At 46.0% G+C, this 16,645-nt stretch carries 8 protein-coding genes; all 8 read right to left on the bottom strand.

Features of this window, described 5'->3' with window-relative positions:
* Nucleotides 1-567: 567 nt before the first annotated feature.
* The gene (locus SDE_RS21175; protein ID WP_226986493.1) at nt 568-4,362 is read right to left on the bottom strand and encodes an eCIS core domain-containing protein; all 3,795 of its coding nucleotides are present in this window, start codon (nt 4,360-4,362) and stop codon (nt 568-570) included.
* Nucleotides 4,363-4,367: 5 nt separating this feature from the next.
* On the bottom strand, nt 4,368-5,750 hold the full coding sequence (locus SDE_RS05505) for an ATP-binding protein (RefSeq protein ID WP_226986470.1): 1,383 nt from the start codon (nt 5,748-5,750) through the stop codon (nt 4,368-4,370).
* Nucleotides 5,717-7,255 (bottom strand): contractile injection system tape measure protein, encoded by a 1,539-nt coding sequence (locus tag SDE_RS21170; RefSeq protein ID WP_011467530.1) that lies wholly within the window; start codon nt 7,253-7,255, stop codon nt 5,717-5,719. Before SDE_RS21170 ends, SDE_RS05505 begins: the two co-directional genes overlap by 34 nt.
* A 2-nt stretch (nt 7,256-7,257) precedes the next feature.
* A complete protein-coding gene (locus tag SDE_RS05495; protein ID WP_011467529.1) occupies nt 7,258-10,035 on the bottom strand; it encodes a hypothetical protein in 2,778 nt (925 codons plus the stop codon).
* 77 nt (nt 10,036-10,112) lie between these two features.
* The gene (locus SDE_RS22945) at nt 10,113-12,800 is read right to left on the bottom strand and encodes a diguanylate cyclase (protein WP_011467528.1); all 2,688 of its coding nucleotides are present in this window, start codon (nt 12,798-12,800) and stop codon (nt 10,113-10,115) included.
* Between the two features lie 11 nt (nt 12,801-12,811).
* Nucleotides 12,812-15,880, bottom strand: a complete 3,069-nt coding sequence (locus tag SDE_RS05485) for a baseplate J/gp47 family protein (protein ID WP_011467527.1) — start codon at nt 15,878-15,880, stop codon at nt 12,812-12,814.
* A gap of 14 nt (nt 15,881-15,894) precedes the next feature.
* Nucleotides 15,895-16,332: a GPW/gp25 family protein gene (locus tag SDE_RS05480; protein WP_011467526.1), complete on the bottom strand. Its 438-nt coding sequence runs from the start codon at nt 16,330-16,332 to the stop codon at nt 15,895-15,897.
* A gap of 4 nt (nt 16,333-16,336) precedes the next feature.
* Nucleotides 16,337-16,615: a PAAR domain-containing protein gene (locus SDE_RS05475; RefSeq protein ID WP_011467525.1), complete on the bottom strand. Its 279-nt coding sequence runs from the start codon at nt 16,613-16,615 to the stop codon at nt 16,337-16,339.
* Nucleotides 16,616-16,645 lie beyond the last annotated feature (30 nt).

Raw genomic sequence — 16,645 nt, 5'->3', positions numbered from 1 at the left:
TTTAGTACAACGCATATCCAGAATTGGTTTCACAACCATATGCCTGCGTGCGCCTTAGGCTTCTCTGTACACTTAGGAGGATAATTTTTTATGAGAAAAGAGAGACAGCAGCGTGCTTTAAACAAAGAACATCTAAACGCACACCTCACTTCGCACGTTCTAGCGGCCAGCGGCTTGCTATTTAAGTTAGCTGCAATTCGATAAACCCCGATTGCGCCTACTCTTTTTAACAAGCCGCCCCCAATAGAACAGTACAGCCCAACAGCACATGCATTATGGTCTAAACAACTATTATAAAAAGGGAAAGTTTCACAACTTATAGTCAATAAAACAAAAAAGGCAGTTAGCCACGAGTAAAAGCGCTATCAAAGACTCGAAGGGACTGCCAATAGCCACAAAATAGGCAAGCTAACCTATGAGTACATAGGTGCGGCAGGCTCGTAACCAACAGCAACCAAAGAGCTAACAATATAGGATGAAGAAAGGGCCTTGCAGAACAAACTAAATATAAATAGCGCGAGAACTAAACTTGATAAGCGCAAAAGAAGTGAACGTATACCTTACAGCTTACCCCCGTAACCCCATTAAAAAGCGCTTAAGCGGTGTCCAAAACCGCGGGTGAACGCCGGTACTGCCCACGTGTTTTTCTGCACTTAATGGAATAAAGTTAGAATTATCGCCGCCGAAATTAACCGGTTTTATGTGATGAATTTGTGTGCCTTGTGCCCAGCGCTGCTTCCAAGCGGTTTGAAGTGTGTCACGTCTGCTAGCTGGGAAGCTATCCAATAGCGCACCCATATTGTCTTTATTAACAGGCCCAGCCAATCTGTTTTTTTCAGCATTGGTTAATTGCGAGTATATATAATTCCACTTACTTGCCCCGCGCATTAAGCCGCCACTTGGGTCTATGTCCACTAGCCCTAGGCTTCTTAACTGGGTAATTCTAGCGGCATCGGCTGCCGGCTCAGTTTTCCACCATTCGCGCATCACTTCTGGAAACGCTTCTCGCGTACGAGAATAACTGGCCGCTTCGTCTGGGTCGCTGCGGTCCACGGCTTGGAAGGCGGAGGGCGGGCCGTATAGGCTATTCGCTGCTCTTATTGTGTAATCTACATTTGTAGGCGCTGGCGCCGGTACCGTTTGTGGGCCTGTTTGCCCCGCTTGAGGGGCGTGGCGTAACTTACTTAAATTTGCAGCACTAGAAAATATCGCCGCTTGAAATGTACCGGTGCGCGCAGAGCGCGAATAATTGCGAATTAAAATAGCATTGCTGGCGTTAAGTATATCCACTTGGTCTGGCAGGGCTGAGGCCGCAGCGGCAGCGGGTGCAGAAGTAGATGTTTTTTGTGTTTGTTGTGCGCGTCTGGGGCTCATTTCACCTATAACCCACCAGCGCCCCCCTCGCAATTCTGGCTGCAATAAACTAAACCCATAGCGCGCCTTTATTGCTCGCAGTGCAGGGTGGATAACCGCTTCGCCAATTCGATTACCCGGCAAGCGGTTTACAACGGCAACGGCGGCGTTCATACCTTGCACTGCACGCTGTTGCGGGTCTTGCGGCACACCCGCTTGCAGAATAAATCGCCCTAACCTGCGCGCTTGCGCCACTATCCAAGCAACCACTCTATCTAACGCTCTATCCACCGGTGCCCGCACGCGGTTAATAAGTTGAGTAACCACTGTCGCCACGCGCCCTAATCCGGCAATGCGCGCAAGAAAGCTAATCATTAAGGTAAGCATGCCTGCCATTGTGCGCTCTACTCGCACGGCAGCGGCGGTAATTCTGCCGGCGGCTATTGCCATTATAGAGTTAACAAACGACATACCCACTTGAATAATGGTGCGCAAACGCTCGACAAAAAACATAACGGTATTGTAAATACCAATAATCGCCTGAATAAACGCTCCCGCTGGTGACAACATAGAAAGCAAACGCGTTACGGCGGCTTGAATAATTCTGCTGCGCACAAAACTCATTATTTGCTCTATAACCATTTCACGCAGATTGGTAAGCCCCTCTGATATTTTTTGCCACGCAGCAGCGGGGCCTTCGGTAATAAGGGTGCGCACCAATTCAAACCCTGTTTCCATGGCCGTAACCGCCCGCTCACCAACCGCCCGCACAAGCTTGGTACGCACGTTTTGCCAGGTTAAGCCCAGTACACTTAATACAAATTTTATTAGCTCACGCGGGGTAAACGCCTGCGGGATATACACACCCGTGCCGCCTAGCGTGCCTGTAAGCCAGTTAACCAAAGAGGTACGCAAGTGGGTTAAAAAGTTAGTAGCAAAACGCCTAAAGCCCATTTTGCCGGCATTAACAAGGTTGCGAATAAAACCTATAGGGTTGCGGATAATAGAGCGGAATGCGCCACCAGCGCGGCGCAAATACGGCATAGCCCCAGGGGCAACCACCTCAAAAATAATTTGCAGCAAGTTCATTACCGTGCCGCCAGCCCAACTAAAAAAGCGACCTATAAAGCTGCCAAATACGCGTGCCACACGCATAAACGCGCCGGGCACATCGAGTAAATCGCGAATACCTAAGGCGCGAAATGCATTTACAAATAAACTAGGAATAGAGCGAACAAAACCGAGCAACCCCGCGAGCGCACCTTGGAACCACACCCACGCGCGCCCAATAGCATTTGCCCGCTTTATGTTTTGCCACACTTCTTGCTGGCCAATTAACGTCATAAAGCCGCCAATTAAGTTTTCGGCATTACGCGCTACGGGTTCACCGGTAATGGGGTTGCGCTGTAGTACGGCGCACAGTAAATCCCAACCTCGGGTGCGCGATGCTAGCCGCGCTAGGGGCATAAGAATCGCATCTTTTACAAACTGAATAATGCCATTGACTAAACCGCGCACAAAACTTTTTATGCGATCTATAGGCTCAGTAAATATGCGTTTTGCGCGCTGCCAAACGCCGCTTAAATTAAATATATCGCGCCAGCTTAGGGAATCTAAAAACCGATTAATTGAAGACCTAATAAGCGAGCCAGTTATGGCCAAACTGCGCAATTGCTGCGACACCCAATTGCCCACTCGCTCGAATACGCCGTGATTATCTAACGCGCGGGTAATGAAAGCACCGCCAGGCATAAACTCTACCACTGCACGCAGAATATTCGCTGGGGTTCTATCTACACTGCGCATATTAATCGGGTTTACACCCAGTACAATAGTAAACATGCGAAAGCCGGGAATGTGGTTGGCATGATCGGCAAAATAATCGAGCGCATCGCGCACGCCTAGGCGTTGCACCTTGGGGGCGGTGCGTTGATTTACCGCAACTTTACGCTGCACTTCGTCTTCGACGGTGCGTTGCACGTTTGCACCGCCGCCCTGATTAGCGCCATCCCCTTGGCTTGCGGCGCCCTGTTGAATAGTATGTGTTAGCTCGTGAGCGAGTAAATGTTTGCCCTCGTCGGACTCGGGTTGGTATTGATCTTTACCAAAGAAAATATGATTTTTAACCGCAAACGCTTTAGCGCTCACCTTTTTATTTAAATTGGCAGACTGGGTATTGCTGTGCACTTTTACATTGCTAAAGTCGGCATTAAATCTGGGTTCCATAAACCGCCTTACGGAAAGCGGCAATGGGTCACCACCAGCCATTGCGCTGCGTATTTCGGCGGTTACGTTACTTCCTGCATCGGGGCTTCCCTCTGCCTTGCGCTGAATCTCTTCTTGTTGCTCGTGTGCTTTGCGCTGTAATTGTTGTTCTTCAACCTGCGGTTTGCGCGCTATTTTGGGTTCTTGTTCCTGCTCTGGTTTGCGCGCTAATTCTTTGTCGGGCTGAGAGGCGCGTTGTATGTCCTCTTCTTTGCGCTGGAGTTCTTTATCTTCCTTACGCTGAAGATTTTCATCTTCTTTTCGTTGAAGCTCTTTATCTTCCTTACGCTGAAGCTCTTCATTTTCTTTGCGCTGAAGCTCTTTATCCTCCGCACGCTGAAGCTCTCTATCTCCTTTTCGCTGAAGCTCTTTATCCTCCGTCCGCTGAAGCTCTCTATCTTCTTTGCGCTGAAGCTCTTTATCTTCTTTAAGCTGCGGTTCTTCGTTAGGTGCTTTACGGCTTATTTTTTCTTCATTGTTGGGTTTAGCAGGGCGCCTAAAAAGCTTTCTAAATACACCACCTGTGTTAGTTGGCACCTTGGCAATTTGGCTGTCTGGCACGGCCATGCGCATTACTTTATCGGCAGTGTTATCCGCTTCTTTTTCCTCTGGGTCGTGAGGCGAGGATACCTTTGCTCCGGCGGCCTGTAGGCGCAAGGGCGCGCCAGCGCTGGTGGCTGCAGATCGCATCGCCGTTTGCACTGAGGATTCTGTGCTGCGCGTTGCCGACTTAGACTTCTGCACCTTGCTCAAATGCGTTTACCCTCTTTAATAAATTCCCTGCGAACCCCCTCTTCTATATCGTCTTTAATAATGGTTTTGGAATCTCGACTAAGCGCGCGCAGGCTGCTAAAGCGCACCACATTCATAATAGTGCCACCAGATATATCGTACTTCTCTGCAATGGCAATTAAGTTCACGTCTTCTGCTAACTCTACTTTGTTCGAAAACGCCTTTTGCCAAATTTTTATCCGCTCGGCAACTGATGGTAGTGGAAATTGAATAACAGACTGAAAGCGACGAATAAACGCGTCGTCGATATTACTTTTAAAATTGGTAGCCAGAATAACTACACCATCAAAGTCTTCTATGCGCTGTAGCAGGTAACTCACTTCTTGGTTGGCGTAACGGTCATGCGAGTCATCCACTTTTGTGCGCTTACCAAATAGCGCATCGGCCTCATCAAAAAACAAAATCCAGTTTCTACTCTGTGCTGTATCAAATATGCGCGCTAGGTTTTTTTCGGTTTCGCCTATGTACTTAGATACCATTAAACTCAAATCAATTTTATACACATCACGTTGACAATAATTGCCAAGCAAACATGAAGACAAAGTCTTACCTGTGCCTGGCGGGCCATAAAACAAAGTGGTAAACCCAGGGCTTAGCTTGCCAGCCATACCCCAATCTTGCATAAGCGCTTCGCCATGCTTTACCCAGTGTTTTATCTCTTCTAGCTGTTCCATGACGGTTGCAGGCAAAACCAAGTGGTGCCAATCTAGGTTTGTGGTTATGCGTCTTGCGGGAAACTCTTGGCTGTAACCGGGTTTGTATTCTTGGCCTGAAGTTAGCGAGTCGACCACATCTTTGGCAATAAAAAGCCCGTTAGTTGTCCAAGGTTCGTGTGGGTTGTGGTTAATACATTGCACTATGCCGCTCGCCAATAGGGCCGAGCCGGTTTCTATAAATCGCATAGTTTTAAAACGTTGGGAAATGTTATCGCCAGCAATAATAAACAGCGCAGTTTCAACGGTTGGAATAAACCCACTGTGCACTTGCCCTTGCAAACCGCCAAACTCTGAGTAACCTCGATCTGTATTGGGGTTTTTACTAAACAGTACATCGAGTAACTGCGGGCAAATACTTGGAATAAGTGCCAGCACTAACAATAGCCTTTCTTCGGCAACCAACCCATGCTCTAGCACGAGTTGCGCATACCGCGTATTGGGTTGGGCCAGCGCGGGCGGAGGAAAGGCATCAAAGCGAAAATGCAGTAGCTCTTCTCCTTGATGAAAATAGGCTTGCAGACGCGCATCTAACAACGCCATAAACCAGCTTAGCTCAGCTTCTATAACCGCTGCATTTTGCTCTGCTGCATCTACCACTCTATCTGAAGTGCATGTTTCATCCACGGTAGTTTCACCACTGAAAGACTAAAAGGAAGTTGATCTAACAATGCATCATAGCCATTGCGTTCTATATAAATAGACCAACCTTGATCGGTTAACTTTGCATACCCTTCGCGCTGTAAAAACGCACTGCGAACGCCATCTATCGAGGTATTTTTAATCGCAGCCCAATGGTTAATAAAGCTAGCTAACAAACTTTCACACTGCTCTATTTCTGCCGTAGTTAAAGGGATGTTTTCTAGCGGCAGGGCTGCATCTAGCGGTAAGCCAAGTAAAAGCTTGATGGTACCTAACTGGTATTCGTGGCAAAAATTATTGCCCTGGGCAAGGTACGCCAATAAACGAGCAGCCTGCGGCAACTGGTTAACTGCAATACGCTTTTCATCCAACACTATATTGCAGGCATTAAATAACCTTGGCAGATAAGGAAAAAGTAATACTAAACCAGCCCATTGTGTGCGCGTTGCTGGCTTTTCTTGTTGCGTGTCGTTTACGTTAACAGCTTGCGTTTTAGCCTGCGAAATAGGGATTACATTGCTCTCTAATTCACGAGCAGTATCAATTTGTTTTACCGACGAACTACTCTCGGGCGCTACAAACCAATGCTTAGGTAGCTTTTCGCTTAGACGTTCTTCTAACAGTTCAACAATTGCAGTAGGCGCTCGCCCCTCATCTATTAAAAAAGAGCGCATAGAATGCTTGATAAAAGACGCTAACCAAGGTGTAAGATTAAGCTCGTGCTCAGCAATATTGGGGGTAGTAATAATACCGAGCAATGCCACTAAAACATGCTCAGGCATTACTAAACTGGCGCGGGCTACCGGCAACAAATTAATTAAACTTTGCACCAATTTAGCTTGCTGCAGTGAAACACCCGAACCCGACTGCCACTCATTTAAATAGTTGGTAAGCTGCTGGGTATTCAATAACACGGCGAAACGTAACCATTGGGTAAAGTTAACCGGTTTAAACACGCTTGCCAGATTGTTATATTCTGGTGATTCAAATAGTTGCTGCCACTGGTGCTCTACACTCGACAAAGAATCGACGTGCCAAGGCAGCGAACCGGTTACCAAATAGTGTTGCAAGTAAAGCGCTAATCGCTTGTTTTGCGAAAGCCCCGTCAGGTAAGGCGCACTTGACTGGTTTGCGTTCAGCTCTACGTCATCGATTGTGAATGGGCCTGCCTGATTATGTTGGGCATCGACCACTTGCTTGTTTTCAACTACCTCTTTAACAGCCAGTAATAACTGAGTTTTTATTTGATCGAATATATTTTCAACATTTAACTCCGATTGCTTTATCGATATAGCCAGCGCAGGTATGTGCACCCAATCATGCTCGCCTGCAATAGCGTCTAGCTGCTCGGTTAATTCGTCGGCGAGTTCGTTAATACGCTCACGCAAAAGTAAGCGAGCACCAAGTGCTTGCTGCGTGTTATTGGTGTTTAGCCGAACAGCTAACCGCCCTATTCTATGGTTCGGCTTTAACGTGTGCGATTGCGCCATAATTAAAACCTGCCAGTAATGCGCCCTATAGCACCAGCAAATTCTGGTGGGACGTTAGTACTTGTACCCACACCGGCCAGCCCCGTTTTTAGCACACCCTCGGCTTTAGTATTACCCGCAATTGCAAGCGAAGTAGTTTCCATGGTTACTAGAACCTTGGCGCTATCAGATCCTTGGGTAACAGGTTTATTGGTATTTTCTATGTATTTGGCGGTTTCTGTTATTTCATTTGCTAAGTCTTCTTGTACCGACTCTTTAATCTTCACCAGCTCATCGCGCTCTTGCGGTGGAAGAGTTGTTTTTTCTAACTCTCGATCCAAGTAAGAGATGTACTTACCTTTACTTTCAATTATTCCTTTTTTTGCATCCAAATAACCATCGGCTAGAGCTGCCTCTTTACCTACCGCAGCATTGGCATCCATGCGATACATATCTTTTACAATGGTGAGCGACTCTTTCATCGCCTCGCCATAAAACGTCGTAGCGTCGAATTTAAATTGAATTTCTTTATCAAAATCAGCTTTAAATATATTGAGCTTATCGATAAGTAAATGATCGAAGGATGGGATAATTTTAATGCCAGGAATAATATCGGTAGTAATGGGGGGACGCGGACGCACTAGCGGTGGCTCACTGGGCTCATCTTGAGCATCTTCCACATGGTGGCTCAACATTAAATCGCCAACCACATTGCCGTTACTATCGTATACCAGCACCAAGGTGCCCCCTCTTACAACACCACAAGCAGGTTGCAGTCCGGGGTGTACTTTTACAAAATTGGTTATAACCCGTGCGTCGTCGGCTTTATCATTTTTATCGTCTATTAAAATATCAAGCCAGTTAATCCAATCTGGCGCGGTGCCTACTATCATGCCATCGAACGCAGTGGCATGGGGGGTGGCCGTTACTTTCGATAAATCGGCTTTAAACTGCCCGGCAATACTTTTAATTTCTTCTACATCATCTAGCCAGCTTTTATCTTTTTTAAATTCAATATAGCTTTTATTAAGCTTACTTAATGCCGCATTGGTTTTACCCGTAAGCGCTGTGTTTTTAGCTGAGGCAATTTCTTTAACTGCAGGGGCATCGCTACCGGCGGCATCATTGCGAATAAGACCCGCGTCTACCGATTGAAATATATTTGATTTGAAGTTATTGCCTACTTGCTTTACATCTTCTATTCGATAGGTAAGATCTGCTCGCGCTAACCGATGCAGCCGATCTAAATCGGTAAAACCTTTGCCACGCTTACCCCGCAATTTTGTTTTATCGCCGTCAAGCAGTACTCCGTAAATACTAAAGGGTAAATTATTATCGGCTATAAGCTTTTCTACACTGGCATAAACGGTTTCAAAGGGCTGGCCAAAGTGGCCCTCTACTCGAAAAAAGTCGTATTGATTAAATTCTGCGTTAAGTGGCGACGAAGCTGGGCCCTGCGCACCGTAGCTGTTCGCTTTATAACCATAGCTATATGCTGATTTACCTAATTGATAGAGTTTATAGTTCCAATATTTTGGCAAGCTGCCACCAGTAGTGGCATTGTAATAACAAGGAATGGCTTTTTCTTGTAAGCCGCCTGCCGCATAACTAGGGGTAACCCGTAGCGTATTGGCAGTGGCTGGTGCAAAACTTTCTATAAGTGCAGATATTTTATGAATTAAAAATGCAGCTTCGTCTAGGGTATTGGATAAACCATTGGCTACTGCAGGGTAAAACGCGGTTCGCCGGCTTAGGTTATTTGCCGCAGAGTCGTTTTCATTGCTATTAGTGTTGTTATCCGAGCTGCCATTTGCAGCAACGACATCACCAAGCAACAAATGCTTTGGAAACCCCGACACTTGCGGTACACACCAGCTAGTTTGAGTAATTAAAAGCTCGATCAACTCGTTCCAGCAATGAATAATATCCGTTAAGAATGCATTGTAGTACTGCAGGTGCGTATTGGTATTTACAAAGCGTGCAGCCAAATCGCTTAAGTTGGCGCTCCATGCTGTTGTTGGGTCGTTATCAAAATATTTATCGAATAAAAAGCCGCAATTCGACCAAAGGGTAGGCAATTCTTTTTGTATACGCGCTTGGGTTTGTTTAATAGCCGTTGCAAATGCTTCGTTCCACTCGCTACGAGTATTTAACGAGGGGGTTATTTTTACTCTATCTGCCCATAGCAGCTGTAACGCCTTGGCCGCACTTTGCGCTGTTGGTAGAACTGTAGCTAAAGATTCGGCATCTGTAGAGGATAAAAGCAGTAATTTTAATTGGCTAACATACTGCTGGCTGTGATTATCACAATCTGTACCGCTGCATAAATCGTGATCTTTTACGTAACTTTCTACAAGAAGTAACGCTGTTGCATTATTAAAGTTAATACCCGATGTAGTTTGAAAGTTCGCCAGCGGTTGCGCTAACACATCGGTTACGCCGGTTTCTACAAGTTCAAATAGCGCAACACGATTGTCATTTTCGTCAAAAAATGGGGGGTACTTGGGTGCCTCTGAGCTATAAGCTTTAAAGCGATTAAAAGATTTATTACTGGCCAGTTGCACTAAATCGCCATCGGTTGTAATTCCCAACCCTTGGGTAAGAGAAATTGTATTGCCACTGCGTCGCACATTAAGCCCGCACACTAGTCCTACGCCAGTTAAATGGATTCTGCTTAGCCTATCTTGATCATCCAAATACTGGGTAACACTGTTGAGTTGATCTTCTGTAAGTATTTGGTCTTTTTCAAATATTGTATACTCGCTTGAAATTTCCGCGAGACTGGTATGTAGGCTGGTCATATTCCTTCACCTCTTGGGCGGTGCGCTTTAACAATCAATAGTTGATTCTTGGTTTAATCTAAAGGCGGTTCATGGTTTTAATTTAAAGGCGGTTCTGGTTCTGGTTCTGGTTCTGGTTCTGGTTCTGGTTCTGGTTCTGGTTCTGGTTCTGGTTCTGGTTCTGGTTCTGGTTCTGGTTCACTAGCTTGTGCGTTGTTTGCAACGGAACCAATTACTGTGCGCCCTAATACGAATCTATTTTTTTCTTCGTCGGCATCACAATCGTGTAATCGCTCTCCTGGATATACATTTTTTGCCGCATATAGTGCGCGTATAAAATCTGTAAGCTTTTTGGTGCGCTGCGCGCTGGTGCGGCCATGCTTCAGTTTTAGCCAGTCTTGATAAAGTTTTTCTAAGGTGGCCATGTCGTCTTTGTTTACCCAGCATATTTTGGGCAGTATATGCGCAGGTACCTCACTGCGAATTAGGCTTTCGGCGTAGCGCCTAAAATCCATATTGCTAAAACGGCTGCCAAAAGCCGGCAATATAATATGAATGCGATACGAATAAGGGTCGTGATCGGCGCACTCTTCGCAGTTAACATCAACACATACGGGTAAGAAGGGATCATCTTCTTGCAGTGGGCGCAATAGCATATTTTCTATGAGGTACATGCCTTCATCGCTATACGCACTATTTAAATAGGCAACCACTTCGGCTATGGCGGCTTCGAGTTCACTTTGGCTAGTAAAGTACTCTATGCGTCTGGCGATGACTTCCTCGGTATCATCCACAATATTAAAATAATACTTACCATTACTTGCCTGCTTAATTTGGTAGCTAGCATGTAGCTTGCCAAACATTATGGCTCGGCGCATTTCTGCCTGCGCATCGGCCTGCGTTACATATTTGGTGCTGCTGCTTAGCAGAATATGTCCACTCACTTTATCGCGAATACGAAAACGAAACTCGTCATCTGGTGTTGCGTCAAGTTCGGCATAAATGTCGTAAGCCACATCGCTTAAGTTTCTGCGAGTTGCATTTGCTATGCCCAGCAATTTGCACAAACGCTGCTCCATGCCAGAAATATTATTGCTATTCCATATGTCTGTAAGCTGGGTGAGGCTCTGGTTGTAACCCAGGCCGCGCGCGGCACTAATAGAAGGGTAAGCATTGATAAAGTCACACTTATAGTGAATTAACGCCATAGGCGACGCCCCAAAGGCCCCGTACATTACGTTGGCAAACTCACTAAATTCTTCGGCAAAGCGCGCAATAAGGTTATCGAGGAACATGTTTTTTCTGGTCACGCCCCGTGCGCTGTCATCTATGGTGGCGAGCATTGCCTGCTCTGGGTCTGCATGGGCATAGACTTTTTGCCAATCTGCAAAGTCGGTAACTGCTTGATAAAAGTTAGTACGACTCTTACTCGCATCACTAGAAAAAATATCGCGCACATGGCTTAGTTGTGCCAAGTAGTTAGCAAGTAATTGCTCAAAAAAGAGCAAATAGCCTTTCAGCTGTAATGCCTGAGCCTTGCGTTGCGCGGTTGCATTGGGCGGTAACCCTACATCACTTAACCCGTAAACTTCTGGTAAGTGGTGTTGTAATGAATGATAGGCACCACCGGCGCGATAGCGGCCAATGGGTATATCAAAGTCATATTCCACAGGGGTTTCTAGCTTGCTAAGTTGCGCATCTACCAACAATTGCGCCTGCGCGATTGCCGCTGTTTTACTTGCGCTTATGGGCATACCACGCTTGTAGAATATAAGCCTTGTTTTTTCGTTATCTAATACTGGTTTTTTACCCAAAGCCACACTTTGCAACCATTTATTTGCAAGCACTTGCTCTGTACCAACTGGGTTTATTATTAAATCCCTTACGGCCACTACGCCTGGAATATCGACAATAATATTAATAATATCCGACAGGCGAATATCTGTGCGCAACTCGGCTTGCGCTAGCTCTTGCGTATCTATAAAGCCGCAATCGAGTAGCGGCCCGTCAAAGATATCGTCTACGGAATATGCATTGCCATTGGCATCTTGTTTAGCCAGCATCTCTTCGAGCGTATAGTTTTTAACTACTGGAGCCAGATATTGTTGAACTTGGTATAAAACTTGTGCGTACACTTCGTTAATATCTGCATCCGACCTTAAATCTATTTCGCCACACAAAATAAATGGCTGTGTATCTACTTCATCGATGGATACAAAGTCTTCACACAGGTTGCGGTTAGCTTGCAGCCGCTCATCCACCGCCTTGAGTATGGCTTGCTTCTGCGGCTGTGTTTTGCCAGGCACATAATCGATAAGTATGTTGTATAAGCCAGAGAGAGACACTTCTTCTACCCCTGGTGTACCGGGGTGCTCCGTCTCTAATTTTTTCAGAGGTTTATTTAAAAAGTAGAGTTGCTCTGCTTTTTGCAGCCACGCATTTTGAACGCCGGGCAAGTCGATAAGCAGTTTTCTATAATCTAGACTTGTAAGCGCTTTGGCTGGCAGAATTTGTCGCGCAGTAAAAAACTGCTGTCGCATACTTTCTATATTGTTATGCTCGCTTGCCAATAAATCTTTTACCGGCATCTGCGCCCGATAACTCATATCGGTAATGGCGTAACACAGTGTTTCTAATAGGGTAATACCTGGGTCGTGGGTGTTGTAATCTGTCCACTTTTCGCTACATAAGCTGCGTATGCGAGCCATACCCAAATCGTAGAGTTGTTTGTAATCTAACCCTTTGGGGCGGTTGCTTTTTTTAGCGATGGTCATATCGGTTTGCATATATCCCTCGCCTACGGCTGGTATTCCAGCACAGTGTGATCTGCAGCAGATACTAAAATACTATCTGGCGACTGAACGGTAACAACTTGCACATCTTGCTTCGTCTCGCTGCTATCGATAAAGGTATATAACTTTACGTCTGTTAGGTAATCGACATAATCTAGCTCTTCAATAAAATCGAGCAGCGCCGATTTATATAGTTTGCCACCAAACTCAATATCATCACCTTCGCCGTAAGCCCATGGCGACAAATAGCGTATTAATGCTTGCTTCAACGCCTTACTGTAAAAATTAAACTCAAACCCTACTTTAAATTTAACCTGCAAACTCATCTGTACTTGTTGATAGGTTGGGTTTACTACATGGTGTTGCACTTGCATTGGCCCAAGTGCCTGCAAGTGTTGCTTTATTTTGCTAAGCGTATTGCCGCTTACCTTAGGTTGTAAGGGGTTCACCGCATTTTGGTTGTTGAGCTTAGGGACAACCACGACCAACACATTACCAGGGGCTTTCCAGTTGTTGGGGCGCGAGTGGGGAATGGCTTTTACTTTATGTACACTCGGGTTACTCGCAAGCACTATGCGTTCTATATCCCAGCTTGTGACCGCTCGGTTTTTGTGGCGTAAGCGCTCGGCCACTCGCGTATTAAATGCTTGTGTTGTTTCTGCTGGTTTAGCGCCAAAAGACGCATAGGGCTGCTCAATCTTTTTAATTTCTGCAACAGGGGTTTTAAGCTTTGCAATGCTTCCACTTGCTAGGGGCTCGACCAAGTGGCTGGGGGCGTTATCGTTATTTATAAAGCTTACTTGTATTGCATTGGCATTGACACTTACAAGCTTACACACGGCCTCTACATTTTGTTGCACTGAGGCGCGCAGCCATATTTTACCTGTGGGCAATAGCGAATTTAGCGTTGTTGCCTGCGAAGGAATAACAAATTTAATTATGCCGCTAGTAAGTAGGTGGTTAGTCGTATCGGCAATTAACTCTTCACTGGATAAGTCTTTCCAGTAGTTATCGCACAATACACTCCAGCGAATGACCTGTTGGGGTAAATCTGGGTCGCCACTTCCCTCGGCCACTTGAAACAATAAACTGCAGCTTTCACCGGGGTTTAAATTAGTTAAGCCTATGTGGAGCGCGCCCTCATCATCAAACTGCGGCATTAATGGTATGGCATTGTTTTTTACAAAATCGAACTGGCTGCGCTGATAGGCGTGTTCGCGCATCTGACCAAAAGGCCCTATATGAAAATATTGTACTTCATCGCTAGCAAACTCATTCAAGCTAATGGCCGACACACCAACATTAGCACTATAGGCTTTGTAATCTAGCGAAATACGTTGCACGGTAGGGGTATAGGGTTCGTTTAGCTGGGTTAATGTATCTACCTTACCCTTGGCAAAGGCCATAGTATTGGCGATTGTTTCTTTGCGGTAATCTCTATGCAAAAAGCTCTTATCTAAGTGCATTACTAGTTGCTGCGAAGCTGCTGCAGGAATTGTGCTAACCACAGGATGTAATACAGGCTTACGCATTAGCCACTTTCTGAATATTTTTTGCGACCAGCGTGAACGATAACGGAATAACGCCTGCGCCTGCTTACTATTAGTGGAAGTAGAAGATGCAGCGCTGCCCGACACGGAAAGCGTAATAGACTGCTCGCTAGCGGCACTAGTTGCGTTAAACAAGTTGAGCGCACTGCCGCTTAATACTCGCCCTTCACCGTCTTGCAGGGCTGCGCCTGCGGTAAAATAACTATTGTTGGCTATGGGTTGCTTATAGGTGGCGTAGTATGCTGCTAAGTTGGTTGCCGGCACTTGCCACAGAAGGTTTATTTTTACCTCTTGCAGGCGCTTCGAAAAAACCTCATCACTGCCAATAATAAATCGGCTTCCGCGTTCTGGCTGGGCAGAAAATGGCTGAAACGCTTTTTTGGGGTTAAGTGAGCCGGTATCGTTTTCTAATTTTAATGTCGTAACGCCGCTAACATCTACACTAATTTTTGCCGCTTCGATAATTAAATTATTAAAAGTAGCAGGGCCTATATTTTGTTTATCGTTGTTTAGCAAAACTTGCATAACCGGCGCGCTGGCGTGAAAACTGTGGCCGTGTATAGCTGCACTGTAGTTAACAACGGCTTCTTGCTCTGCACTCAAACTAAACTGCAAGCGCAACACGCTGCCCAACAACGAAGGCGTTACGCTAATGGGGCCAAGCCACTGTTTAGGTGCCGTGAGATATACGTTAAATGCCCCGCTTAAATTGGCATTAGCTATATTATTTGCAGATATTTGGCTGAGCGTTAAATCGGCAGTAATGGTACGCACGCCTTCTTGCAAATAAAGCAATGGCGAAGCAATGGCAAAACCTATTTCGGCCAGCGGCATATCGCTATTACCGAATGCAGACCATTTTGGGCTCTCTTTGTCGAGGTCGCCACCCACGCCATCGGCAGAGTTGGCGATGGGCGCTAAGTGTATTTTCCCTAGGCTATACGCGTTTGAATATATAGAAGATAAATCGCTAACTTCAGAATGATTAATAATAGTTGTGTCTGTAGGCGCATAAATCCGCTCTTTCCCCGTTGCATCTTTACCCGCGCTAAATTGATGCTGCGGAGTAAGCGCTACTGCAGGCGTATTCTTTTTTAATTGCACAATAACATGTGCCTTATCTACTACCGGTGGCAAGGGATTAAAACGCAAAATATCGCGATAGTAAAATTGCAAATGCCGCGCGGTAAAATGATTAAGCAGGTCTTTTGGCTCACGCAGTAATTCAATAAAGGTATCGAGCAAACCGATATGCGGTGGCACCGCTTGCCCTTGTGCGTCTAGCCATTTTTTTGCCTCGCCTTCGGAGTAGGTAAAAAAGTTTTGCCAATCTCCGCTCGGCGCGTCTGGGTTATTTTGGTAAAAATTGACATGGCTAGAAAACTTTTTGATAAAGACGTATACGTCTTCGCTTGTACTATCGTCTATATCCACATAGTGCTCGGCCAGCGCGCTGGGCAGCCGCTGACTCTGGCTTTGCCCTAGGGCAGCTATCATGTTTTGCACTATATCTTGTCCTGCCATAGTGATATTTGCCCTTAAGCGGTTGGCCTTACTTCGCTACCATCGAATAGATAATATGGGTAGACCAAGTTAAAACGCGAATTGGTTGCGCGTATTTCGTAATCGATATTTATAATAAGCTGGCCCTCGAGCAAACTTGTTGTATCTATTGCTACCATTAATACGTTTATACGCGGTTCATGTACAAGTAATACGGTTTTGATACGGTCGCGCAGTATTGTTTGCGCTGTAGTATTTAAAGAGCTAAATAATTGCTCTTTAAGGTTTAACCCGTACTTGGGCACCATTAAACGCTCACCCGCCGTTGTGCCCAGTAATATTTTTAAACTCGCTTCTATATCGGCTTCGTCACTGGTCATTTCTACTTCGCCATTGGCTTGCGAAAAGCTCGGCGGAAAGCTCCAGCCAGTGCCAAGAAACGATTTATTATTTAGGTCGGAATTTTCTGCCATAGCGTTAGCCTATTATTACCGTAGGGTCGCCAACTGCTGCACCAGCGCCGCATATACATGTGTCGCCCACTCGCACTGCGGGCACGCCACCAATAAGTACGGTACCGCTACCAGCAGGAATAGGGCTGGCAGTGGGTTGGTGTCCATTGGGCGGCAGGCTACATACATGGGTATCGCCCACCACAGCAGCGGGCATGCCACCAATTAGTACCGTAGCATTACCTGGGCCTACAATGGTTCCACCGTGGGTGGTTGTGTCGCCAACTCTGGCTGCAGCAGGCATAGCATCTCCGTTAGTTCATTTTGTGTTGGT

This window comes from Saccharophagus degradans 2-40, assembly GCF_000013665.1.
Lineage (GTDB): Bacteria > Pseudomonadota > Gammaproteobacteria > Pseudomonadales > Cellvibrionaceae > Saccharophagus > Saccharophagus degradans.
Note: the sequence above shows the minus strand (reverse complement) of the source record. Positions and strands in the feature narration are given on the sequence as shown.

Excerpts from the sequence above, each read along its gene's own strand:
- SDE_RS21170 (WP_011467530.1), bottom strand. The coding sequence starts at position 7,255 with ATGGCGCAATCGCACACGTTAAAGCCGAACCATAGAATAGGGCGGTTA.
- SDE_RS05495 (WP_011467529.1), bottom strand. The coding sequence starts at position 10,035 with ATGACCAGCCTACATACCAGTCTCGCGGAAATTTCAAGCGAGTATACA.
- SDE_RS22945 (WP_011467528.1), bottom strand. The coding sequence starts at position 12,800 with ATGCAAACCGATATGACCATCGCTAAAAAAAGCAACCGCCCCAAAGGG.
- SDE_RS05485 (WP_011467527.1), bottom strand. The coding sequence starts at position 15,880 with ATGGCAGGACAAGATATAGTGCAAAACATGATAGCTGCCCTAGGGCAA.
- SDE_RS05480 (WP_011467526.1), bottom strand. The coding sequence starts at position 16,332 with ATGGCAGAAAATTCCGACCTAAATAATAAATCGTTTCTTGGCACTGGC.
- SDE_RS05475 (WP_011467525.1), bottom strand. The coding sequence starts at position 16,615 with ATGCCTGCTGCAGCCAGAGTTGGCGACACAACCACCCACGGTGGAACC.